This is a genomic window from Pseudomonas ekonensis (genome assembly GCF_019145435.1).
GTDB classification, from domain to species: Bacteria; Pseudomonadota; Gammaproteobacteria; order Pseudomonadales; family Pseudomonadaceae; genus Aquipseudomonas; species Aquipseudomonas ekonensis.
The window spans coordinates 525,788-545,984 of sequence record NZ_JAHSTS010000002.1 but is presented as its reverse complement, the minus strand read 5'-3'; the positions used below and the strand labels follow the sequence as shown (position 1 = coordinate 545,984).

The window sequence follows — 20,197 nt, the reverse complement described above, 5'->3', positions numbered from 1 at the left end:
CTCAGGCCGGCAGCGGGCGGGTTTCTGGCGTGGCGTGCACGGCCGGCGCGCCGGGCAGGCGAGTCAGGCGCAGGGCGTTGAGCACCACGGTCAGCGAACTGATCGACATGCCGACCGCCGCCCACACCGGGGTGATCCAGCCGAGGGCGGCGAACGGCAACATGAGGCCATTGTACAGGGCGGCCCACAGCAGGTTCTCGATGATCACCCGGCGCGTGCGGCGGGCCAGGGTGAAGGCCTGCACCAAGGCGTCCAGACGGTTGGACAGCAGCACCGCGTCGGCGCTGGTCTTGGCCAGGTCCGTGGCCGAGCCCATGGCCACGCTGATGTCGGCGGCGGCCAGCACCGGCACGTCGTTGACCCCGTCGCCGAGCATCAGCACCTTGCGGCCTTCCTTGTGCAACTGCTGCAGCACCTGCAGCTTGTCGTCCGGGCGCAGGCCGCCGCGGGCCTCGTCGATGCCCAGTTCGGCGGCCACGCCGGCGACCATCGGCGAACTGTCGCCGGACAGCAGCAGCGTGCGCCAGCCCCGCGCCTTGCACGCGGCCAGCAAGGCCGGCGCATCGGCGCGCAGGCGGTCGTCGAGGACAAACCAGGCCAGCGGCCCCTGGGTGTCGCCCAGCAGCAACCATTGGCCGGGCTCGTCCGGCATCGGCGGCACGCCGGCGCCGCTCAGGCCGCAGACGAAACCGGCCTGGCCGATCCGCAGCCGCTGTTCGCCGACCCGGCCTTCAAGGCCCAGCCCCGGCAGGCTGTGGACTTCCTCGGCGGCCTGCGGGGCGCGGCCGAAGGCCCGGGCGATCGGGTGCTCCGAGCGGTTCTCCAGGGCGGCGGCGAGGCTCAGGCAGCGGTCGGCGTCCAGCGTGCCGAGAGGGCGCACCGCGCGCAGCATCAGGCGTCCCTCGGTGAGGGTGCCGGTCTTGTCGAAGATCACCGTGTCGATCTGGTTGAGGCCTTCGAGCACATGGCCGCGGGTCAACAGCAGGCCGAGCTTGTGCAGGGTGCCGGTGGCGGCGGTGAGCGCGGTCGGTGTGGCCAGGGACAGCGCGCAGGGGCAGGTCGCGACGAGCATCGCCAGCACGATCCAGAAGGCCCGCGACGCGTCCAGCTCCCACCACAGCAAGCCGATGGCCGCTGCGGCGATCAGCGACAGCAGCAGGAACCATTGGGCGGCGCGGTCGGCGATTTCCGCCAGCCGGGGCTTTTCGGCCTGGGCGCGGTCGAGCAGGCGGACGATGGCCGACAGTCGGGTGTCCTGGCCCAGGGCCTGCACCTGCACGGTCAGCGCGCCCTCGACATTGAGGGTGCCGGCGGTGACCGCATCGCCCACGCCGCGCGCCTGCGGCAGGTACTCGCCGGTCAGCAGCGACTCGTCGACGCTGGAGCGCCCGTCCAGGATCCTGCCGTCCGCCGGCAGGACCGCGCCGGGCGGCACCAGCACATGGTCGCCCAGGCACAGTTCGCTGAGCAGGATGCGCTCGCTCTGCCCGACGGCGTCGAGCCGCAGGCACGAGGCCGGCAGCAGGTTCACCAGTTGCGCGGTGGCGGCGGCGGTGCGTTCCCGGGCGCGGCGCTCCAGGTAGCGTCCGGCGAGCAGGAACAGGGCGAACATGCCCACCGCATCGAAGTACAGCTCGCCGACCCCGGTGATCGAGGTCCAGATCCCGGCGACGTAGGCCGCGCCGATGGCCAGCGACACCGAGACGTCCATGGTCAGGTGGCGGGTGCGCAGGTCGCGCATGGCGCCCTTGAAGAACGGCGCGCAGCTGTAGAACACGATGGGCGTGGTGAGGAACAGCGCGACCCAGCGCAGGATGGTGTGCAGTTCGGGGCTCAGGTCGATGTTGAACTCCGGCCAGGTGGCCATCGTCGCCATCATCGCCTGGAACCACAGCAGGCCGGCGACGCCGAGCTGGCGCAGGGCCCGGCGGTTTTCGCCGGCCAGTTGCTCGCTGGCGCGGTCGGGTTGGTACGGGTGCGCGGCGTAGCCGATCTGGCGCAGTTCGGCGAGGATCCGGCTCAGCGGCAGTTGCGCGTCGGCCCAGCGCACGTGCAAGCGATGGTTGGACAGATTCAGGCGCGCTTCGGCCACGGCCGGCAGCGTGCGCAGGTGTTTCTCGATCAGCCAGCCGCAGGCGGCGCAACTGATGCCTTCCATCAGCAGCGTGGTTTCGGCCAGCTCGCCTTCGTGGCGCACGAACGGTTGCTGCACGTCGGCGCGGTCGTACAGCGCCAGCTCGTCCACCAGTTGCACCGGCAGCGCTTCGGGGTTGGCCGAGGCTTCGCTGCGGTGCCGGTAGTAGCTGTCCAGCCCGCCGGCGACGATGGCTTCGGCCACGGCCTGGCAGCCGGGGCAGCAGAACTCGCGGGGCTCCCCGAGCACGACGGCGGTGAAGCGGCTGCCGGGCGGGACGGGCAGGGCGCAGTGGTAGCAGGGGAGTGGGGTGGTCATCAGGTGGAGTCTTTTATGTCCGGGAGGGCCTCATCGCGAGCAGGCCCGCTCCCACAGGTTCTGTGAACGCCGCAGATACGGTGTGGGAGCGGGGCCGCCCGCGAATGTACTTCGCGCAGCCTTTTACTTGTCCAGGTCTTCCGCGCCTTGCAGCGGCTCGTCGCCCAGCAGCAGATCCTTGTCGTGGCTGACCAGCTCCTCTTCGAACATGCGCCAGACGTGGTCGTCCTGGCTGCCGAGCAGCTCGACGAACCGGCGTCCTTCGATCTTGTCCGCCAGTTGGCCGATGTAGCGGCCGTTCTCGGCCTCGCTGCGGGTCAGGACGATCTTGCGGTCTTTCTCCGGCTGGGTCGGCGAAATCAGGTTCAGCTCCAGGGTCTTGGGTTGGCTGTTGCCGCTCAGGCGCAGGTCGACTTCGCCGGTGACGCCGTCCAGGTGCACGCTGGCGCGCAGGTTCAGGGTCTGGGCCAGCAGCTCGCGGTCCAGCGAGCGGTTGATGCCTTTGCCGGCCTCGTAGTAGTTGTCGTTGACCAGGTTGTCCGGGTGGTTCACCGCAATGGTCACCATGGACAGGGTCAGGGTCACCGAGCAGGCCAGGATCCCGATGATGATCCAGGGCCAGAGGTGCTTGTACCATGGGCTTGCGGCAGTGGCTGCGGGCATGTTCACTTCTCTCAACGGTTTTGTGGGCCGATGAATCGGCTCTTGGCTTCAACGTGGACGCTGTCGTCATCGGCGTCCTTGAGGATGAATTTCACCTCGTTGGTGCTCGACGGCAGTTGCTCGGGGGCGCTCGACAGCTCGACCGGCATGCTGAAGATTTCCCCGGCCGGCACCTTGATCTCGCGCTTGCCTTGCAGGCGCAGGTCCGGCAGGCCGGCGGCCTCCAGCACGTAGGTGTGGTCGCGCTGGTCCTTGTTCATGATCTTCAGGCTGTAGACGTTCTCGATCCGGCCTTCGGCGTTCTCGCGGTACAGCACGCGGTCCTTGCTGACGTCGAAGCCGACCAGCGAGCGCATGAAGAACGCGGTCACCAGCAGGCTGATCATGGCCAGCAGCACCACGGCGTAGCCGATCAGGCGCGGCCGCAGCTTGTGGGTCTTCTGCCCGGACAGGTTGTGTTCGGTGGTGTAGCTGATGAGGCCGCGCGGATAGTCCATCTTGTCCATGATGCTGTCGCAGGCGTCGATGCACGCGGCGCAGCCGATGCATTCGATCTGCAGGCCGTCGCGGATGTCGATGCCGGTCGGGCAGACCTGGACGCACATGGTGCAGTCGATGCAGTCGCCCAGGCCCTGGGCCTTGTAGTCCGCGCCTTTCTTGCGCGGGCCGCGGCCTTCGCCCCGGCGCGGGTCGTAGGAGACGATCAGGGTGTCCTTGTCGAACATCACGCTCTGGAAGCGGGCGTACGGGCACATGTAGATGCACACCTGCTCGCGCAGCCAGCCGGCGTTGCCGTAGGTGGCGAGGGTGAAGAACCCGACCCAGAAGTACGACCAGCCGTCGGCCTGGCCGGTGAAGAACTCGAACACCAGTTCGCGGATCGGCGAGAAGTAGCCGACGAAGGTCATGCCGGTGACGAAGCCGATCAGCAGCCACAGCGAATGCTTGGCGAACTTGCGCAGGAACTTGTTGGCGCTCATGGGCGCCTTGTCCAGTTTGATGCGCTGGTTGCGGTCGCCTTCGGTGACCTTCTCGCACCACATGAAGATCCATGTCCACACGCTTTGCGGGCAGGTGTAGCCGCACCAGACGCGGCCGGCGTACACGGTGATGAAGAACAGGCCGAACGCGGCGATGATCAGCATGCCCGACAGCAGGATGAAGTCCTGGGGCCAGAAGGTCGCGCCGAAGATGAAGAACTTGCGCTCCGGCAGGTTCCACCACACGGCCTGGTGGCCGCCCCAGTCGAGCCAGACCGTGCCGAAGTACAGCAGGAACAGCACGGTGCCGCCCATCATCCGCAGGTTGCGGAACAGGCCGGTGAAGGCGCGGGTGTAGATCTTTTCTCGTGAGGCGTAAAGGTCGACGCTGGTGCTTGCGTTCTTGTTGGGGGGCGTGACGTCGTGTACCGGAATCTGGTTGCTCATCATTGCATCCCACGGCAGTGGAAAAATGCCTCGGTCGATGCGTGCCGACCGGGGTCAGAAAGGGGTGTTGCAGTGGCGCAATGATACGCCTGTCGCTCTGGCTCAAGGGTGCGACCTTTGGTCGCGTTGGGGAAAAATCTTGAATGGTGTAGCGAATGCAGCAAAGCATGATGCAGGTCAATTGACTATAGACGATTACGTCTGCCGACCTGGCGGTTGACGGTGGAGCGCAGCGCAGGCGCCGCGCTCCGTTATGCCCTGGAGGGGTCACGGAAGGCGACCGCCTCCCAGGCTGTCGAGCCCGCTGTTGTGGGGCTTCTTCAGGGGTTCCTTCCTGGTTTCGCCGTCGTGTGCCCGGAAGGAAAGGACGTCGAGCCCTGCCGTCGCTTCGGTCTCATGTTCATGTTCATGTTCATTTTCCTGCTCGGCGTTCGGGGTCTCGGTGTCTTCTGTTGCGGGTGATTCGCAGTGGTTCATCCAGATGCTTCCTTGCAGCTTGATTATCGGGAGTGGAAAGTGGGCGCCGGCCCGCCATCCGAGCACGAACGCTATCGTCTTCGCCGGTTTTGGCCCAATCAATTTGGGTTGCGAAATGTAAGGGCAGGGCAGGCGGGTGAAGGTCTTGTCCAGCGGTGTCGGTCGCCGAAAACGAAAAAGCCCCGCCAGGGATCTGGCGGGGCTTTTGGTTGCAGCATGCGTCCGGATTACTCGGCTTGGGTTTCCGGCGCTTTTTCACCGTGGGACAGGCTGTAGACGTAGGCGGCCAGCAGGTGCACCTTGTCGTTGCCTTGCAGCTGCTCCTGGGCAGGCATCTGGCCCTGGCGGCCGTAACGGATGGTCTGCTGCAGCTGGGCGAAGCTCGAGCCGTAGATGAACGCCGCCGGGTGGGTCAGGTTGGGTGCGCCCATGGCAGGGGTGCCTTTGCCTTCCGGACCGTGGCAGGCCACGCAGTTGGCGGCGAACAGCTTCTGGCCGTTGGCCGGATCGGCCTTGGTGCCTTCAGGCAGCTTGCGCCCGTCGAGGTTGGTCAGCACGAACGCGGCCACGTCGGCCACGCCTTGCTCACCGATCACGTCGGCCCAGGCCGGCATCACCGCGTGGCGACCGCCCATGATGGTGGTCTTGATGGTTTCCGGCTCGCCGCCCCAGCGCCAGTCGGCGTCGGTCAGGTTCGGGAAGCCGTAGGCGCCTTTGGCGTCGGAGCCGTGGCAGACCGAGCAGTTGGAGGCGAACAAACGGCCGCCCATCTTCAGGGCCTGGGGATCCTTGGCCACGTCTTCGATCGGCATGGCGGCGAACTTGGCGAAGATCGGACCGAACTTGGCGTCCGAACGGGCCATTTCCTTTTCCCACTCGTGCACGCCGGTCCAGCCGGTCTGGCCGTTGGCGAACGCGGTCTGCTTCTCGTTGTCGAGGTAGTTGTAGCCGGGCAGCAGGCCTTTCCAGTTGCCCAGGCCCGGGTACAGCACCAGGTAGCCCAGGGCGAAGACGATGGTGCCCACGAACAGCATGAACCACCATTTGGGCAGGGGGTTGTCGTACTCTTCGATCCCGTCGAAAGAGTGGCCGACGGTCTCGTCGGTCTGCTCGGCGCGCTGGCCCTTGCGGGTCGACAGCAACAGCCAGGTCAGGGAAAAGATCGTACCGAGACTGAGGACTGTGACGTACAGACTCCAGAATGTAGTCATTCTTTGTTACTCCTAGAAGCTTGCTCGACGTGCTTGATGGCTTCGGGATCATCCGCAAAAGGCAGCAAGGTCGCGTCTTCGAACTCTGACTTGCGCTTGGGGCTGAACACCCACAGTGCCAGACCGATGAAAGCCACCATCACGACAACGGTGCCCAGGCCGCGAATCATCCCGATATCCATGAAGAATCACCGTTTGCTTTTGATGATGGTGCCCAGGCCTTGCAGATAGGCCACCAGCGCGTCCATTTCGGTCTTGCCTTTGACGGCATCCTTCGCACCGGCGATGTCTTCGTCGGTGTAAGGGACGCCGAGCGAGCGCAGGACCTCCATTTTCTTGGCAGTGTCTTTGCCGTCGAGCTTGTTTTCCACGAGGAACGGGTAAGCCGGCATTTTCGACTCGGGGACGACGTTGCGCGGGTTGTACAGGTGCGCACGCTGCCAGTCGTCGGAGTAGCGGCCGCCGACGCGGGCCAGGTCCGGGCCGGTGCGCTTGGAGCCCCACAGGAACGGGTGGTCCCAGACGCTTTCGCCGGCGACGGAGTAGTGGCCGTAACGTTCGGTTTCGGCGCGGAACGGACGGATCATCTGCGAGTGGCAGCCGACGCATCCGTTGGCGATGTAGACGTCGCGGCCTTCCAGTTCAAGGGCGGTGCGCGGCTTCATGCCTTCGACCGGCTTGTTGGTGACATCCTGGAAAAACAGCGGGACGATCTGGGTCAGGCCGCCGACGCTGACGGCGATGACCATGAAGAAGGCCAGCAGGCCAATGTTCTTCTCAACGGCTTCATGCTTCATCAGTGAGCTCCAACGACAGCGATCTTGGCGGCGGCTTCGGCTTCGGCCGGGTTCGAGGCGCGCACGGTGCGCCATACGTTGTACGCCATCAGCAGCATGCCGCTGGCGAAGAACGCACCGCCCAGGGCGCGGACGATGAAGCCCGGATGGCTGGCCTGCAGCGCTTCGACGAACGAGTAGGTGAGGGTGCCGTCGTCGTTGATCGCACGCCACATCAGGCCCTGGGTGATGCCGTTGACCCACATCGAGGCGATGTACAGCACGGTGCCGATGGTGGCGAGCCAGAAGTGCGCGTTGATCAGGCCGGTGCTGTGCATCTGCGCACGGCCGAACAGTTTCGGGATCATGTGGTAGATCGCGCCGATGGAGATCATCGCCACCCAGCCGAGGGCGCCGGCGTGCACGTGGCCGATGGTCCAGTCGGTGTAGTGGGAGAGCGAGTTGACGGTCTTGATGGCCATCATCGGGCCTTCGAAGGTCGACATGCCGTAGAACGCCAGGGAGACCACGAGGAAGCGCAGGATCGGGTCGGTGCGCAACTTATGCCAGGCGCCCGACAGGGTCATCATGCCGTTGATCATGCCGCCCCAGCTCGGGGCCAGCAGGATGATCGACATCGCCATGCCCAGCGATTGTGCCCAATCCGGCAGCGCGGTGTAGTGCAGGTGGTGGGGACCTGCCCAGATGTACAGAGTGATCAGGGCCCAGAAGTGCACGATGGACAGGCGATAGGAGTAGATCGGACGCTCGGCCTGCTTCGGCACGAAGTAGTACATCATCCCCAGGAAGCCGGTGGTCAGGAAGAAGCCCACGGCGTTGTGGCCGTACCACCACTGGATCATCGCGTCGGTCGCGCCGGAGTAGGCGGAGTAGGACTTGAACAGGCTGACCGGCAGCGACATGTGGTTGACGATGTGCAGCATCGCGGTCACGACGATGAAGGCGCCGTAGAACCAGTTGCCCACGTAGATGTGCTTGGTCTTGCGCTTGGTGATGGTGCCGAAGAACACCAGACCGTAGGTGACCCAGACAATGGCCAGCAGAATGGCCAGCGGCCACTCCAGTTCAGCGTATTCCTTGGTGGTGGTGAAACCCATCGGCAAGGTAATGATCGCGCCGACGATCACCGCTTGCCAGCCCCAGAAGGTGAAGGCCGCGAGGCTGTCGGAAATCAGTCGCGTCTGGCAGGTTCGCTGCACGACATAGTAGGAAGTGGCAAACAGTGCACATCCGCCGAAGGCAAAAATCACCAGGTTTGTGTGCAACGGGCGAAGGCGTCCAAAGCTCGTCCACGGCAGACCGAAGTTCAGTTCCGGCCAGACCAGTTGCGAGGCGATGAAGACACCGAGCCCCATGCCAAGGATCCCCCAGACCACCGTCATGATGGCGAACTGGCGGACTACCTTATAGTTATAAGCAGTCGGACTGATTGCTGTGCTCATTCTAAGGTTCCACGGTTTGGGTGTTTTATTAGGATTGAAATCGGCCGCAAGTATGGAGAAAGCAGGGGGTCAATGCAACGCGCCATGACCTGGGTCAATGCTTTCCAACGCTGATTCTGCGGCCTTTCCATGTTCCGCGTAGGGACAAAATCACCCTCGGGAAAAATGTCCCGGCGGAGCGGAAAAGTGATCGGTCCAGATCACCTGTAACGGGGTGTGTTCAAAAGCCCGGTTCGGGCGACGGATGGCATTCGGCACGACAGCCGGTATTCACCGGCGCTTGCGGCCATCCCGTCAGCCGATTCGTCGAACACATCCGTTGGGGTCGACCTGGAACCGGCACGGACCGGTCCGCATCGAGCAAGCGTAGTCGTGAATCCGGGGATTCGAAAGGCAGGCGCCAGACAGGGTGCGACAATGGGTCGCAAAGGGGAAGGGAACTGCCGCATCCGGACGGATGCGGCAGTGGAGGGGCAGGGACTACTCTTTTTTGCCTTCGGCTTGCAGGTTCTCTGTATTCAGTTTGTGCGACAGGCTGTACACATAAGCAGCCACCAATTGCACTTTATCGTTGCCGAGCAATTCGCTCTGCGCCGGCATGTGGCCCTGGCGGCCATGGCGGATGGTCTGCTCCAGTTGGGTCAGGCCGGTGCCGTAGATGAAGCCGGCCGGGTGCGTCAGGTTCGGCGCGCCCATGGCTTCGGTGCCCTGGCCGTTGGCCCCGTGGCAGGCGACGCAGGTGGTGCTGAACGCTTGCTGACCGGCCTGCAGGTCGGCCTTGCTGTCCGCCGGCAGCGGCAGGCCGGCCAGGCCGTGGCGCACATACGCGGCGACGTTCTTCACGCCGGCCTCGCCCAGCACTTCGCCCCAGGCCGGCATCGCCGCCATCCGCCCGCCCATGATGGTGGCCTTGATGGTGTCGGCGCTGCCGCCCCAGCGCCAGTCGCTGTCGGTCAGGTTGGGGAAGCCGAAGGCGCCCTTGGCGTCGGAGCCGTGGCACACCGAGCAGTTGGAGGCGAACAGGCGGCCGCCCATCTTCAGCGCCTGGGGATCTTTCGCCACTTCTTCCACCGGCATCGCCGCGAACTTGGCGAAGATCGGCCCGAACTTGGCGTCGGCCTTGGCCATTTCCTTTTCCCACTCGTGCTCGCCGGTCCAGCCGTTCTCGTAGCCGGGCAGGATGCCTTTCCAGTTGCCCAGGCCCGGATAAAGGATCAGGTAGCCGACGGAAAACACCAGCGTGCCGGCGAACAGCATGAACCACCACTGCGGCAGCGGGTTGTCGTACTCCTCGATGCCGTCGAAGCTGTGGCCCATGGTCTGGTCGACGCTGCCCTTGGTCTCGCCCCGGCGGGTGCCGACCAGCAGCCAGGTCAGGCCGATCAGGCTGCCGATGGTCAGTACGCAGATCCACGTACTCCAGAAGGTGGTCATGGCCGGGTACTCCTTGTTGGTGCAGATTCTTGGGGGGTGTCGGGTTGCGGTTCGTCGGCGAACGGCAGCAGGCGCGCTTCGGCGAATTCCGGTTGGCGCTTGCCGTTGAACACCCACAGGGTCAGGCCGACGAAGGCCACGAACACGACAACGGTGCCCAGGCCGCGGATCAGCCCTGTGCTCATTTCAATGACCATGGCTCACCTCTTGCTCTTGATCGCAGTGCCGAGCACTTGCAGGTAGGAGACGAGGGCGTCCATTTCGGTCTTGCCCTTGAGGCTGGCCACCGCGCCGCCGATGTCGTCGTCGGTGTACGGCACGCCGAGGGTGCGCATGGCCTTGAGCTTGGTTTCGGTGTGGCTGCTGTCGACCGCCTGGGTCACCAGCCACGGGTAGGCCGGCATCTTCGACTCCGGCACCACGTTGCGCGGGTTGTACAGGTGCGCGCGGTGCCAGTCGTCCGAGTAGCGGCCGCCGACGCGGGCCAGGTCCGGGCCGGTGCGCTTGGAGCCCCACAGGAACGGGTGGTCCCACACGCTTTCGCCGGCGACGGAGTAGTGGCCGTAGCGTTCGGTCTCGGCGCGGAACGGCCGCACCATCTGCGAATGGCAGCCGACGCAGCCTTCGCGGATATAGATGTCGCGGCCTTCCAGTTGCAGCGCGGTGTAGGGCTTCATGCCTTCCACCGGCTTGTTGGTCACGTCCTGGAAGAACAGCGGGACGATCTGGGTCAGGCCGCCGATGCTCACGGCGAACACCATGAGCAGCATCAGGAGGCCGACGTTCTTTTCAATCGTTTCGTGTTTCATGGCGGACTCCTCAGGCCATCTGCGCGGCGGCAACGACGTCTGCAGGCTGCGAGGCCCGCACGGTGCGCCAGGTGTTGTAAGCCATCAGCAGCATGCCGCTGAGGAAGATCGCGCCGCCGATCAGCCGCACGACGAAGCCTGGGTGGCTGGCCACCAGGGTCTCGACGAAGGAGTAGGTCAGGGTGCCGTCCTCGTTCACCGCACGCCACATCAGGCCCTGGGCGATGCCGTTGACCCACATCGAGGCGATGTAGAGCACGGTGCCGATGGTGGCGAGCCAGAAGTGCGCGTTGATCAGGCCGATGCTGTGCATCTGCTCTTTGCCGAAGACTTTCGGGATCATGTGGTACAGCGCGCCGATGGAGATCATCGCCACCCAACCGAGGGCGCCGGCGTGCACGTGGCCGATGGTCCAGTCGGTGTAGTGGGAGAGGGCGTTGACGGTCTTGATGGCCATCATCGGGCCTTCGAAGGTCGACATGCCGTAGAACGCCAGGGAGACCACGAGGAAGCGTAGGATCGGGTCGCTGCGCAGCTTATGCCAGGCGCCCGAGAGGGTCATCATGCCGTTGATCATGCCGCCCCAGCTCGGGGCCAGCAGCACCAGCGACATCACCATGCCCAGCGACTGCGCCCAGTCCGGCAGCGCGGTGTAGTGCAGGTGGTGGGGACCTGCCCAGATGTACAGGGTGATCAGCGCCCAGAAGTGCACGATCGACAGGCGATACGAGTACACCGGACGTTCGGCCTGCTTGGGCACGAAGTAGTACATCATCCCCAGGAAGCCTGCGGTGAGGAAGAAGCCCACGGCGTTGTGGCCGTACCACCACTGCACCATGGCGTCGGTGGCGCCGGCGTACACCGAATAGGACTTGGTCAGGCTCACCGGCAACTCAAGGTTGTTGACGATGTGCAGGATCGCCACGGTGATGATGAAGCCGCCGAAGAACCAGTTGCCCACATAGATGTGCTTGGTGTTGCGCTTCATCACCGTGCCGAAGAACACGATGGCGTAGGCGACCCAGACGATGGTGATCAGGATGTCGATCGGCCATTCCAGCTCGGCGTATTCCTTGGAGCTGGTGTAGCCCAGCGGCAGGCTGATGGCCGCCAGCAGGATCACCAGTTGCCAGCCCCAGAAGCAGAACGCGGCGATCTTCGGCGCGAACAGTTGCGTCTGGCAGGTGCGCTGGACCGAGTAGAACGAACTGGCGAACAAGGCACAGCCGCCGAACGCGAAGATCACCGCGTTGGTGTGCAGCGGGCGCAGGCGGCCGAAGCTGGTCCACGGCAGGTTGAAGTTGAGTTCGGGCCAGACCAATTGGGCCGCGAGAAAAACCCCGAGGCCCATGCCGACGATGCCCCACACCACCGTCATAATGGCGAATTGGCGGACCACCTTGTAGTTGTAGGCGGTACTGATAGAAGTGTTCATGGTTCCCCATCCACGGTTCAGCCGAAGAGCGCGCGCGTGCAGAAAAGCCGCGCGCCCTTCGCCTGGAGTTATAGGCAGACTAAAAGCGAGGCAAGCATGGACAAACAGCACAAGGCCAGTATTGACGGGGATCAATGGGCGCAGTGCGTGCGGGATCATGGATGGCGGTGGGACGCGGCTGCGGGCGAGGCTCACGCGACGTTGATCCTCGCGCACGGCGCCGGCGCGCCGATGGACAGCGACTGGATGACCGACATGGCCCGGCGCCTTGCCGCGCTAGGCGTCAACGTGCTGCGTTTCGAATTCCCCTACATGGCCCAGCGCCGAATCGACGGCAGTAAACGCCCGCCGAATCCTGCGCCGAAGTTGCTGGAATGCTGGCGCGAGGTGTATGGCCTTGTGCGACTTCATGTCGCTGGGGGGTTGGCCATCGGCGGCAAGTCCATGGGCGGGCGCATGGCCAGCCTGCTGGCCGATGAGCTGGGCGCGGATGCGCTGGTGTGCCTGGGGTATCCGTTCTATGCGGCGGGCAAGCCGGAGAAGCCGCGGGTCGAGCATCTGGCGGCGTTGAAGGTGCGGACGTTGATCGTGCAGGGCGAGCGGGATGCCCTGGGCAACCGCGAGGCGGTTGAGGGGTATGCGTTATCGCCGAGTGTCGAGGTGTGCTGGCTGGCGGCGGGGGATCATGACCTGAAGCCGCTGAAGGTTTCCGGGTTTACGCATGAGCAGCATTTGGCGGCTGCGGCGGGGAAGGTCGCTGCGTTTCTTCGGTGAGCGTGAGGGCCTCCCACATTGGATCTGCGTCGTGCGCCTATCCCTGTGGGGGCCAGCCTGCTGGCGATGGTGTCAGCCCAGGCGCCGCCGTGTCGGATCAAGGCGTTCCGGATAGCGGCAAAGTAAAGTCGTCCATCATGCCTCAGCTTTCTTTCTTGTCGGAAACCTTTCGGGAACAGGCCTCTATGTGTGGTCACGCACACCGGTGTTCGAGGGGGCTGAGCGACTAGGTGGTCTGAAGTTGTTTTTCGCTCAGCTCTATAGCCACTCCGTATCTTTTCTTTAAGTTCTCATCATGAGTGACAATTATTAAGCAAGGTATGTTGGCGGCGAGCCACTCTATGATGGTGTGCGCCGTTTTCTCGTCGAGTGCCGAGGTCGGTTCATCTAATATCACGGTAGGCTTGTCTCTTAAAATGGCTCGGCCAATAGCAACTCGTTGCTTTTCTCCTCCGCTGAGTTCGCTATTTGCTGCGCCTATTACGGTGTCTAGCAAAGCATCAGTATCGGAGTCCTTCCGCGAAAACCTCAGAAGCTCAACGACCTCTCTCAGCTTCTGCGAGCAGACTTTATCAGCGCCATAAAGGAGGTTGTCCTTAAAGGTTCCACCGATCAGGATGGGCTTTTGTGGCGCCACGGAAACTTCAGAGAGTATGAATTCGCTCATGCTCTCGTTTATCGGATGTCCTTTATAGTGTGCGGTTCCGGTATAGCTTTCTTCGAAACCCAAAAGTGTATTGATAAGTGTTGTTTTTCCTGCGCCGGAGGTACCTGAGATGATATTTACACCTGGGTTGAACTGATGGGTGATGTTGGAAAGTATGATGTTGTTGTCTTTGCTGAGTGACAGGTTGTTCAGGACAAAGCCCTGTGCGGTCTGAGAGGTCTTTGGTTTGTGCGGAGGGTTTATCTTTTCCTCAATGTATTTGACGCCGTCATTCAGGGAGACGATATTCGCCTGAAGGTTTATAAGCGTCCCTGCCAGTAAATGTAATTGCATCGTGAACATTGTGATGTAGCCAATGATCATGACGAAATCACCTGTTGTCAGTGTCGAACCATAATGGGTGCCTGAAAAAATAACAAAAAAACCCAGCACGACCCCAATCGCTAACCCTTGGGCACCGACTCGTATGCCCATATGAAGATTGGCTTTTCTGATTGTCTTGACGTAGCTGTCGAAAAAAACCTTTCCTGCGTGACATTCCTTGTGTTGTGTGTTGTTGAGCTTTATATCGTAAGTTCGACCAAGCCGTTCAACTGTGTAGCTGGATAAGTTGTCATCAGCCTCGAACAATTCACGGTGAATGTTTGAGCTGGATTTGGCCACGTACGTCGATATGCCAATCAATATCAAGGAAGAGAGGAGGAAGAAAAGTGCATAGGTGAACCCCATGAGCGAATAAAGTACGCTGATGGCAATAATGATTTCTGCTGCGATGGGAATAATCGTCCAGAATACGCCTACCGTCACCATGCTGAAGCTGCTTGCGGATCTGTTTATGTCGGATACAACATAGCCAGGATCAAGATTTTGTTGTTTTCTGTACGGGTATCGAAAAACTTTGTTAATGATTGTCTCGTAGATGGTGGTGTCACATTTTGCGAGTATCCAGGCTGAGAAAATGCCGCGTATGTTCGACAGAACTTGCGAAAGTGTCCATATGGTCGAGTAAGAAACTGCAAAGAAAAGGAACTGTGTTTGTAGGTTGTTCGCGTCTTGAATGGAGTTTGCGGTATTCCTCAACAGTACGGGAAGAAGCGAGTTCAACACACTGCAAAAAAGGAAAATAATCGAGACGCCTGCAAAGCTGAGGGTAAAGTTTCGATAGTGCCTGGAGATTATCTTGAATATTGTTAAGTACTGGTGAGTCCATTTCATTTGAAGTGCGACCTTATATCGTTAGTATTTTTGGAAGCTTTCGTGATAGGTGCGGATCATCGGCCACGACTTTTCCATCTACTTCTACCCATGCATGCGAAAGAAAGTCGAATAGCTGGACGCCAATAAAAAAATCACAGTTTTTGTCGTTTCTGATGGCATGCTTAAAGATGCATATGGAGGATTCCAGGCACTTGACTTTAAATGGCAGGATAAGTGAGGCGATGCGAATTCCGTGTGCGTAGTCTTCAATGCTTTTGTGCCACGCTGGTGCGGGAGGGACAGTAAAGGATTTTTTCGAAGCTCTCATTCTATTCAGGCAGTATTCCAACCCGCCGAGTGTGAGTACTACCTTCAACGAAATAAGGTCAAAGCAGGCTCTTAACGTCGGCAGCAATTTGAAGCGTTGACGGGGATGTCGGTTATTCATTCTCCATACATAGTTGTCGATTCCCTCATAGTCATTACTCGCATTCGTTAGAGGTCTAGAGTGGTCGGCCGAATCGGTTATGATGTTTAGAGAAATTAGTTCTTGTCTGATTGTATTGTGTTGAATGCACCCTTTTCTACCTGTGGTGAGTGAAGTGGTTTGTGGTTCGTTAAGGATTATGTAGGTGTCAAGTTTCTCGTCAAGTATGATAAGTTGGCTGTGCATCAAGATAGGGTGGGCATGAGGCTGAAAAGTAAAATCCATTTTCTTTCCATTTTTTAATTGGCTTTAATTAGGCAGGCGCATATTATTTTCAGCAGGTTTTTTTCGATGCCTCCCAGTCCCATTGTTGAATGGGTGATGGAACGTTCAATGTTGGGCATGTTGATTATGTTTTGTTGAGCTAGCCAGCTGTTGCGAATCTTGTTTAAGATGGCTGTTTGATGGAGTTTTAATGCTTTTTGATAGGCACCTGTTATATGGCCTTTATCGCTTCGAAGCTGTATCCAAGGGTATTTTTTACGGATGGCCAGCTTTAGTGGGGCTCGTGTGTCACGCTCATTGAACATGGTGTAGGGATCCTGCGTTAATGCATACTCAATCATTATTTTGCTTGTGAATGGATAAAAAATGTTACCAGGCTTTTTCAGGGTTGAGTCCGTTGAGTTCTGGGAAATAGCCTGTGCGATAGCTTGTACATGTTCATCGACTAAAGTCTTGGGGGGTTCTTGTTTCGGTTGCGAAGAAATCTGTATATTGAAAAAATAGTTTAGCCTGTCGGTTTCATTGGCTCGTTGGTTTCTGTTGTGAGTAAGGGTTTCGTAGATGCTTGATCCGGTTAGCCTGGAGATCGTTGTGGCAACTTCAATTCCCTTGAGTAATCTTTTTTCTCTGATTGGATGTTGAAACGCAATAGTGGGGATGGGGTCTAGAAACAGGTGATCACCACCGTGGCCATCCAATATAATGTATTCGTCACCTAGTCGAGAGGAAATGAAGTCGCGTTCATTCTTGAAAACCTGATCAGAAGCCATGCTGGGGTTGATGCAAAAATGATCAGTAGGGTTTATATTTTGGAAAAAGTCTTGTGGCTCAAGCTTGAATAATAAGTGCTTTACATTCATTGAGTTGCATAAAGCAATGGAGGTGTTTTTGTCTTCATTTGCGCTGCATTTGTCGTCAAGCCAAGTGATTGCGATTACATGGTCTTTCCCCGCGACCTCAATCGCCGCGAGTAATAAGCAGGTAGAGTCGACGCCGCCAGAAAAACGCACTACAATCTTACCGTTGTTATTGTTTTTATGTACTTCGGAAATGTGTGCGGTTATCAGTTCGAACGGGTCTTCATTTGCATGAGGTCGTTGAGCCTTAAGGCTGGTCAAGTCTGTCTTGATGATACTGGTTTTTAACTGAGTGTCGTAGGTGTAAGTGTGGGCAGGGGGGAGTAATAGGTATCCTTGCCAATAGGTGGAGGTCGAAATGGGTTCGTTTTGGATGATTTGTCGAAGTATTTGATATGTGTCTGGCTCTTTGCTGGAGATGCTCTGTTCAAAATCATCGCCTGCTACGCTGCCATCGTTACTATTGATCACCATCATCTTGTAGGATGATAACGGATTTATATGAACTATCTTGTTTTTAACGGTGGCCGGGTGTTCTGATTGTTTGTTGTATGCCAGGTAAGACTTGTCTTCTTTGTTCACAACCATTCCTTGGCTTTGTGTGATCTCTATTTGTTATTGGGCGCCCGGTAAGGGGCGCCCAATAATTACACTTAATACTTACCTGGGTTTTCGGATTCTAAGCCCGCAATCTGGTCGCTCGATGAAGTATTTTCCCTCCATAATGCAGCCGCCACCATAGCCATTGATTGTCGAACTCGCTTTGAGCGTTAGCAGGTGGCTTGTTTTGACAAGAGCTAAATCCGTTTTCCTTTTATGCATGATCCAGTCCTTTGTTTTGTGTCTGAATAGGTTGTGGGTGAGGTAGTACAGGACTGTCCAAAAGCCTTTCTATGAGGCCAATGTTCAGTCGAATTGATAAAGACCTCTGGCACCGTTCGATGTATCTGGGGCGCCCGATTCATCTTTTGCAGTTCTCAGTGGCCGTGCCATGTTAGTTTTCGCGTACCGAACTAACAAGTCGGGGGAGTCTTTGGTTGTTGTAGGCAATGGAGAGAAGGTCTGTAGGCATAGGATGGGTATTTAATGATTTTTTAAACTGGATTGGATTGGCCCTAAACATCATTTGTACATTACGAGGGGGCTGGAGATTTACGGATCACGAAGCTGGCCTGACAACCGACCAGTCTTGCCTGGGTGAATATGGCCAAACTGCGGAGCCGGACTTGTTCACGAAAGCGGAAAGCCAGGCGACGTCACAAGATAAGAGTGTCCGGAGCTTTATGCGCCTAAACATGATTTCGTGAGCGTGTTTAAAGTACACGAGGCGTTACGTCATAAGGGCCACAATGCCTTGCGTCGTTGCCTACGCCTACGCCAGAATCCGCCGGCTTACGCGGCTTGGAGAGGGCTCTATCGTGTCCCTGTCACTGAGAAACAGTGATCGGGTTTGGTAGCCCGCTTCGAGTTGTGATGACAGCGACACCGTCAATGCTGCCTCTTATCTGGGTTCAGCATTCTATGGTGGGCGTGCGTGGGGCTCATTCGTGAGCGCCGGGTTTTCCAATTCGACCGGTCTACCAACCCGCGCATGGCCACCGCCCGCCGTTTGGTAGCGAGGGTGATGGCTCCCGTTTTTCGAATTGGAGTCTTATCTATGTTCAAAGCCACACCCAACCCGCCAGAAACCGATCCAACCTCCCACGACCCCGAACTTGAGTCTCGAAAGACAAAAGAAGCCGTCGACCGCGCACTCGACTATTACCTGGGCCCCGAAATCCCGGAGTACTTCCCTCCGAAGGCCCGTCCGATCTACCTCGTCGACCCCACGCTGGATGACGAAACGCTGCTGGTCGAAGCCTGCGAATCGCTGTCGACGGCCAACGCCATGGCCGGCAATATCGCTAACTCGGCGAGAGGTCCGGAGCGTAAGCCGCTGCTGGCGCTGCAACAGCTGATCATGCTCAACGAACTGTTGGTCAATCGACTGCTGGATAAGCTGAAGTTGCCACGATAATTTCGCCGGCTGTTTTGGCCTTATCGCGAGCAGGCTCGCTCCTACAGGGGATATTCGTCGTGTACACATCCACTGTAGGAGCGAGCCTGCTCGCGATGGCGATTCACCCGTCAGCCTTGATTCCAGATTGGCAATAAAAAACCCGGAAGCGTTCGCTATCCGGGTTTTCTTTGTTGCCAGTCCAATCAGCGGTTAAACCGCTCCACCAACGAATACTGCGTGTTGGCCGTTTTGGTCAGCTCTTCGCTCAGCAGCGCCGAGTTGTGCGCCTGTTCCGAGGTCTGGTCCGCCAGTTCCGAGATGTTGCTGATGTTGCGGCTGATCTCTTCGGCCACCGCGCTTTGCTCTTCGGTGGCGGCGGCGATCTGGGTGGTCATGTCGGTGATGTTGGCCACCGCTTCGCTGATGCCCACCAGGGCCTGGTCCGCTTCGAGCACCCGCGCCACGCCTTCTTCGGCCTGGCGGTGCCCGGCTTCCATGGTCTGTACGGCGCTGGTGGCGGTCTGTTGCAGCTTGGCGATCAGGGCGTGGATCTGCCCGGTGGATTCGCTGGTGCGCTGCGCCAGTTGGCGGACCTCGTCGGCCACCACGGCGAAGCCGCGGCCCATCTCGCCGGCGCGGGCCGCTTCGATGGCGGCGTTGAGCGCCAGCAGGTTGGTCTGGTCGGCGATGCCTTTGATCACGTCCACCACGCCGCCGATCTCGTCGCTGTCCCGGGCCAGTTGCGTCACGGTCAGGCCGGTTTCGCCCACCACCACCGACAGGCGCTGGATGGCTTCGCGGGTTTCGCCTGCGATGTCGCGGCCGCGGCCGGTCAGGCGGTTGGCTTCCTGGGTGGCGTCGGCGGTGCGCTGCACGTGGCTGGCCACTTCCTGGGTGGTGGCGGCCATCTGGTTGACGGCGGTGGCGACCTGTTCGGTCTCCACGCGCTGGCGTTCCAGGCCGCTGGAGCTGTTGTGCGCCAGGGCGTCGGACTGCTTGGCCTGATCGGTCAGGTGCTCGGCGGTGTCCTGCAGGCGGGTCAGGCAGGTCTTCAGGCGCGCTTCCTGACTGAGGATCGACATCTCCAGGCGCGCCTGGGCGCCGCGGCTGTCGGTGTACATCTGCGCGATCAACGGGTCAGAGGTGGTCTGCTCGGCCAGGCGCAGCAGGCGCTTGAGGCCGCGCTGCTGCCATTGCAGGCCCATCAGGCCCAGCGGCACCGAGAGGCCGGCGGCGAGGGCGAAGCCCCACTGGGAGTTGAGCGTGGCGCCGATCATGAAGCTCAGCTGGCTGACCAGGATGAACGGCAGCCAGTCCTGGAGCACCGGCAGCCATTTGTCCGCTTTGGGAATCGCCGACTTGCCCTGGTTGATGCGTTGGTAGAGCGCTTCGGCACGGCGGACCTGCTCGGCGGTGGGTTTGACCCGCACCGACTCGTAGCCGACCACCTGACTGCCTTCGAACACCGGTGTCACATAGGCGTTGACCCAATAGTGGTCACCGGTCTTGCAGCGGTTCTTGACAATGCCCATCCATGGCAAGCCTTGTTTCAGTGTGCCCCACATGTGCGAAAACACCGCAGCCGGGACGTCGGGGTGACGGACCAGGTTGTGCGGCGCACGGATCAGTTCCTCGCGCGAGAACCCGCTGATTTCGACGAAAGCGTCGTTGCAGTAGGTGATCACGCCCTTGGCGTCGGTTGTGGAGATCAACCGTTGCTGAGCCGGGAAAGTCCGTTCGCGCTGTGTAATGGGCTGGTTATTACGCATGGTTTTTCAATCCGCAAGGCTTTGAAAGGTTGTCGGCGGGCTTGGCCGTTTATTGAAGTTTTTTTTCATTAATAA

Annotated in this window: 18 protein-coding genes; 2 read left to right on the top strand and 16 right to left on the bottom strand. The window is 59.9% G+C overall.

Annotated elements, in window-relative coordinates:
* Position 1: 1 nt before the first annotated feature.
* The 12 genes from KVG96_RS15375 to ccoN (KVG96_RS15320) form a co-directional block, all read right to left on the bottom strand.
* Positions 2-2,452 carry a heavy metal translocating P-type ATPase gene (locus KVG96_RS15375; RefSeq protein WP_217892905.1) on the bottom strand — a complete coding sequence of 817 codons (2,451 nt, stop codon included), beginning with the start codon at positions 2,450-2,452 and terminating at the stop codon, positions 2-4.
* 123 nt (positions 2,453-2,575) lie between these two features.
* Entirely contained in the window at positions 2,576-3,115 is a 540-nt protein-coding gene (locus KVG96_RS15370) for a FixH family protein (protein WP_217892904.1), read from the bottom strand.
* An 11-nt stretch (positions 3,116-3,126) separates the two neighbouring features.
* Positions 3,127-4,542, bottom strand: coding sequence for a cytochrome c oxidase accessory protein CcoG (gene ccoG, locus KVG96_RS15365; protein WP_217892903.1), 1,416 nt, complete (start codon positions 4,540-4,542; stop codon positions 3,127-3,129).
* 267 nt (positions 4,543-4,809) lie between these two features.
* Positions 4,810-5,019, bottom strand: coding sequence for a hypothetical protein (locus KVG96_RS15360; RefSeq protein ID WP_217892902.1), 210 nt, complete (start codon positions 5,017-5,019; stop codon positions 4,810-4,812).
* Positions 5,020-5,246: 227 nt separating this feature from the next.
* Positions 5,247-6,230, bottom strand: a complete 984-nt coding sequence (gene ccoP / locus KVG96_RS15355; RefSeq protein ID WP_217892901.1) for a cytochrome-c oxidase, cbb3-type subunit III — start codon at positions 6,228-6,230, stop codon at positions 5,247-5,249.
* A complete protein-coding gene (locus KVG96_RS15350) occupies positions 6,227-6,412 on the bottom strand; it encodes a CcoQ/FixQ family Cbb3-type cytochrome c oxidase assembly chaperone (protein ID WP_003175465.1) in 186 nt (61 codons plus the stop codon). The genes ccoP (KVG96_RS15355) and KVG96_RS15350 overlap by 4 nt, the downstream gene beginning before the upstream one ends.
* A 6-nt stretch (positions 6,413-6,418) precedes the next feature.
* Positions 6,419-7,027, bottom strand: coding sequence for a cytochrome-c oxidase, cbb3-type subunit II (ccoO, locus tag KVG96_RS15345; RefSeq protein WP_085577560.1), 609 nt, complete (start codon positions 7,025-7,027; stop codon positions 6,419-6,421).
* Positions 7,027-8,469 (bottom strand): cytochrome-c oxidase, cbb3-type subunit I, encoded by a 1,443-nt coding sequence (ccoN, locus tag KVG96_RS15340; RefSeq protein WP_085577559.1) that lies wholly within the window; start codon positions 8,467-8,469, stop codon positions 7,027-7,029. The genes ccoO (KVG96_RS15345) and ccoN (KVG96_RS15340) overlap by 1 nt, the downstream gene beginning before the upstream one ends.
* Positions 8,470-8,949: 480 nt before the next feature.
* A complete protein-coding gene (gene ccoP, locus KVG96_RS15335; protein ID WP_217892900.1) occupies positions 8,950-9,903 on the bottom strand; it encodes a cytochrome-c oxidase, cbb3-type subunit III in 954 nt (317 codons plus the stop codon).
* A complete protein-coding gene (locus KVG96_RS15330) occupies positions 9,900-10,100 on the bottom strand; it encodes a cbb3-type cytochrome oxidase subunit 3 (protein WP_085577557.1) in 201 nt (66 codons plus the stop codon). The genes ccoP (KVG96_RS15335) and KVG96_RS15330 overlap by 4 nt, the downstream gene beginning before the upstream one ends.
* Positions 10,101-10,103: 3 nt before the next feature.
* Entirely contained in the window at positions 10,104-10,712 is a 609-nt protein-coding gene (gene ccoO, locus KVG96_RS15325) for a cytochrome-c oxidase, cbb3-type subunit II (protein ID WP_085577556.1), read from the bottom strand.
* 10 nt (positions 10,713-10,722) lie between these two features.
* On the bottom strand, positions 10,723-12,147 hold the full coding sequence (ccoN, locus tag KVG96_RS15320; protein ID WP_217892899.1) for a cytochrome-c oxidase, cbb3-type subunit I: 1,425 nt from the start codon (positions 12,145-12,147) through the stop codon (positions 10,723-10,725).
* A 96-nt stretch (positions 12,148-12,243) separates the two neighbouring features.
* On the opposite strand from ccoN (KVG96_RS15320), the gene KVG96_RS15315 reads away from it, so the two are divergent.
* A complete protein-coding gene (locus KVG96_RS15315; protein ID WP_217892898.1) occupies positions 12,244-12,921 on the top strand; it encodes an alpha/beta family hydrolase in 678 nt (225 codons plus the stop codon).
* A gap of 226 nt (positions 12,922-13,147) precedes the next feature.
* Here the strand turns inward: KVG96_RS15315 and KVG96_RS15310 are convergent, their stop codons facing one another.
* The 3 genes from KVG96_RS15310 to KVG96_RS15300 all read right to left on the bottom strand — a co-directional run bounded on the left by KVG96_RS15310 (position 13,148) and on the right by KVG96_RS15300 (position 16,936).
* Positions 13,148-14,803, bottom strand: a complete 1,656-nt coding sequence (locus KVG96_RS15310) for an ATP-binding cassette domain-containing protein (protein ID WP_217892897.1) — start codon at positions 14,801-14,803, stop codon at positions 13,148-13,150.
* A 13-nt stretch (positions 14,804-14,816) separates the two neighbouring features.
* Positions 14,817-15,233: a lasso peptide biosynthesis B2 protein gene (locus KVG96_RS27700; RefSeq protein WP_225927476.1), complete on the bottom strand. Its 417-nt coding sequence runs from the start codon at positions 15,231-15,233 to the stop codon at positions 14,817-14,819.
* A 278-nt stretch (positions 15,234-15,511) separates the two neighbouring features.
* The gene (locus KVG96_RS15300; protein ID WP_217892895.1) at positions 15,512-16,936 is read right to left on the bottom strand and encodes an asparagine synthase-related protein; all 1,425 of its coding nucleotides are present in this window, start codon (positions 16,934-16,936) and stop codon (positions 15,512-15,514) included.
* Positions 16,937-18,011: 1,075 nt separating this feature from the next.
* Here KVG96_RS15300 and KVG96_RS15295 point away from each other — a divergent pair.
* Positions 18,012-18,371 (top strand): DUF6124 family protein, encoded by a 360-nt coding sequence (locus KVG96_RS15295; protein WP_217892894.1) that lies wholly within the window; start codon positions 18,012-18,014, stop codon positions 18,369-18,371.
* Between the two features lie 185 nt (positions 18,372-18,556).
* Here KVG96_RS15295 and KVG96_RS15290 read toward each other — a convergent pair whose 3' ends face one another.
* On the bottom strand, positions 18,557-20,122 hold the full coding sequence (locus tag KVG96_RS15290) for a methyl-accepting chemotaxis protein (protein ID WP_217892893.1): 1,566 nt from the start codon (positions 20,120-20,122) through the stop codon (positions 18,557-18,559).
* Positions 20,123-20,197: the final 75 nt, after the last annotated feature.

Excerpts from the sequence above, each read along its gene's own strand:
- KVG96_RS15375 (WP_217892905.1), bottom strand. The coding sequence starts at position 2,452 with ATGACCACCCCACTCCCCTGCTACCACTGCGCCCTGCCCGTCCCGCCC.
- KVG96_RS15370 (WP_217892904.1), bottom strand. The coding sequence starts at position 3,115 with ATGCCCGCAGCCACTGCCGCAAGCCCATGGTACAAGCACCTCTGGCCC.
- ccoG (WP_217892903.1), bottom strand. The coding sequence starts at position 4,542 with ATGAGCAACCAGATTCCGGTACACGACGTCACGCCCCCCAACAAGAAC.
- KVG96_RS15360 (WP_217892902.1), bottom strand. The coding sequence starts at position 5,019 with ATGAACCACTGCGAATCACCCGCAACAGAAGACACCGAGACCCCGAAC.
- ccoP (WP_217892901.1), bottom strand. The coding sequence starts at position 6,230 with ATGACTACATTCTGGAGTCTGTACGTCACAGTCCTCAGTCTCGGTACG.
- KVG96_RS15350 (WP_003175465.1), bottom strand. The coding sequence starts at position 6,412 with ATGGATATCGGGATGATTCGCGGCCTGGGCACCGTTGTCGTGATGGTG.
- ccoO (WP_085577560.1), bottom strand. The coding sequence starts at position 7,027 with ATGAAGCATGAAGCCGTTGAGAAGAACATTGGCCTGCTGGCCTTCTTC.
- ccoN (WP_085577559.1), bottom strand. The coding sequence starts at position 8,469 with ATGAGCACAGCAATCAGTCCGACTGCTTATAACTATAAGGTAGTCCGC.
- ccoP (WP_217892900.1), bottom strand. The coding sequence starts at position 9,903 with ATGACCACCTTCTGGAGTACGTGGATCTGCGTACTGACCATCGGCAGC.
- KVG96_RS15330 (WP_085577557.1), bottom strand. The coding sequence starts at position 10,100 with ATGGTCATTGAAATGAGCACAGGGCTGATCCGCGGCCTGGGCACCGTT.
- ccoO (WP_085577556.1), bottom strand. The coding sequence starts at position 10,712 with ATGAAACACGAAACGATTGAAAAGAACGTCGGCCTCCTGATGCTGCTC.
- ccoN (WP_217892899.1), bottom strand. The coding sequence starts at position 12,147 with ATGAACACTTCTATCAGTACCGCCTACAACTACAAGGTGGTCCGCCAA.
- KVG96_RS15315 (WP_217892898.1), top strand. The coding sequence starts at position 12,244 with ATGGACAAACAGCACAAGGCCAGTATTGACGGGGATCAATGGGCGCAG.
- KVG96_RS15310 (WP_217892897.1), bottom strand. The coding sequence starts at position 14,803 with ATGAAATGGACTCACCAGTACTTAACAATATTCAAGATAATCTCCAGG.
- KVG96_RS27700 (WP_225927476.1), bottom strand. The coding sequence starts at position 15,233 with ATGAATAACCGACATCCCCGTCAACGCTTCAAATTGCTGCCGACGTTA.
- KVG96_RS15295 (WP_217892894.1), top strand. The coding sequence starts at position 18,012 with ATGTTCAAAGCCACACCCAACCCGCCAGAAACCGATCCAACCTCCCAC.
- KVG96_RS15290 (WP_217892893.1), bottom strand. The coding sequence starts at position 20,122 with ATGCGTAATAACCAGCCCATTACACAGCGCGAACGGACTTTCCCGGCT.